This window comes from Acutalibacter sp. (genome assembly GCF_056800975.1).
The window spans coordinates 1-2,066 of record NZ_JBQISV010000138.1; the positions used below are offsets into that span (position 1 = coordinate 1).

A 2,066-nucleotide genomic window follows, 5' to 3' on the forward strand; every position below is an offset into this window, starting at 1 on the left:
CCTGTGGGAGGAGGGCGCGCCGGGGTATGACGGGGAAAAGACCCCCCTGCAGCCCCAGCCCTCCCTGATATTTGTACACGGTCAGGGGCAGACTGAGCCCAGGGGGACCATTATTGTGGCCCACGGGGGCGGCTTTCTGAGCCGCTCGGGGTGCGAGGGCGTGAATGTGGCATACCACTTTGCCAGGCAGGGCTTCAACACGGCAATTCTGACCTACCGGCTGCAGCCCTATACCCGCTACGACGCCATGCACGACATGCAGCGGGCCATACGCCTTCTTCGGGCCAGAAAAGACGAGCTGGGCATTACGGACAAGGTGGCGGTGATGGGCTTCTCCGCAGGGGGCATGCTCAGCGGAAACTGCGCCACACATTTTGATTGCGGAGAGGCCGGAGCGGATGATATAATAGAGAGGGAGTCCTGCCGGCCCGACGCGGCGGTAATCTGCTACGGGGCCTTTGCCTTTTCGGCGTTCCCGGCGGGCATGTTCAAACGAACCACCCGGCAGGAGCTGGAGGAGCGGTTCTTTATGGCCCCGGAGGCCAATGTGACCCTGGACACGCCCCCATGCTTTATCTGGCAGACCAACAGCGACGACGCCCGCCACTCCTTTGCCCTGGGCAGCGCCCTGACAGCGGCAGGGGTAGAGTTTGAGCTGCACTGCTTCCCCCAGGGGGTCCACGGCCTGGCCCTGGCGGACGGAGACAACGACCTGGGAATGGATATCCCCCATGTGGCCCACTGGGCCCGGCTGTGCGCCGAGTGGCTTTGCGAGCACGAAATCTGAGCGGCTGCGGTGTGGTGTTTTTTGAAACCGGCAGGAACATTTTTAATGGCCGGCCTTTGCAAAAGCAAAAAATTGTACTATTTTTAAAGTGGAAGACAGCAAATTGAATGATTTTGGGCTGAAAAAATGGCATTATTTGAATGTACTGAAATAGGCCCGAGAGGGTAAATAATGTAAAATTGGAGGACGAGCAAAATGAAACCAAAGAAGATCATTGCCCTGCTTCTGGCGCTTTGCATGGTTATGTGCATGGCGGCCTGCGGGGGCGGCGACAACGCCAGCTCTACCAGCTCCGCCAGCTCTGCCGGCGGCGAAAGCTCCCTGTCGTCAGACGCCGGCAGCAGCGAGGCAAGCGAGCCTGAGAGCAGCGAGGCTTCCACCGAGGGCGAGCCCTACCGTGTGCGCCTGACCCTGCCCACCATGATGACCATCCCGGCCACAGAGGACATCAAGTTTGTTGAGGACACCATCAACAACTACATCCACGACGAGCTGGGCATCACCGACTATGAGATGGAGCTGGAGCTGGCCTCTCTCACAGACTACGACACCAATGTCAGCATGGCGCTGGCCTCTGGCGAGAAGTATGACATCATCATAGCCACCAACCTGAACACCTATGTCACCAACGGCTACATGACCGACCTGACTCCCTATGCGGAAAACGAGCTGGCCGGCGCTTTGGGCGTGCTGCCCGAGAACTGGATTCGTTCCGGCACAGTGGGCGGCAAAATTTACGCTGTGCCCTGCTACAAGGGCCAGGTGCTCAGCTGGAAGTACATCTACGACGACGCGGTTTATGGCGATGCTGTGGATTGGAGCGCTATCAAGTCCCTGGACGACCTGGACGCGGCCATGCCTGCCCTGAAGGCCGCCGCTCCCGACCAGGTGCCGGGCGTGTACAACAACCAGCTGGTGAGCTTGGCCGCCTTTGAGGACCACACCTCTATTGTGGGCCAGTATGCCGCCACTGTGGGCGACAGCACCCAGCTTGTCAACTACTTTACCACCGATGCCTTCAAAAAGGGCGTTGAGATGGCCTACAAGTGGTCTCAGGCCGGCTACTCTGACCCCGAGGGCTCTACCAACACCCTGAGCCATGACGCCATCATCATGTCCGGCCAGAGCAAGGGCGTTATCATGGGTCATGCCTATTCTATTGAGACCATTGAGCAGATGTTCACCATGAACAACTCCTATGGCGGCAATTTCAAGGCGGTTGAGATCGCTACCTCTGACATGACCACCAACACCCTGACCTACGGCATTGCCTACACCT

General features: G+C 58.8%; 1 protein-coding gene and 1 pseudogene. Both read left to right on the forward strand.

The window, feature by feature from the left end:
- Nucleotides 1-787 (forward strand): alpha/beta hydrolase (locus tag ACTO5E_RS10390; RefSeq protein ID WP_482303436.1); only part of this gene is annotated, 787 nt, incomplete at its 5' end.
- A gap of 195 nt (nucleotides 788-982) precedes the next feature.
- A pseudogene (locus ACTO5E_RS10395) lies at nucleotides 983-2,066 on the forward strand (type 2 periplasmic-binding domain-containing protein); the annotation flags it as partial.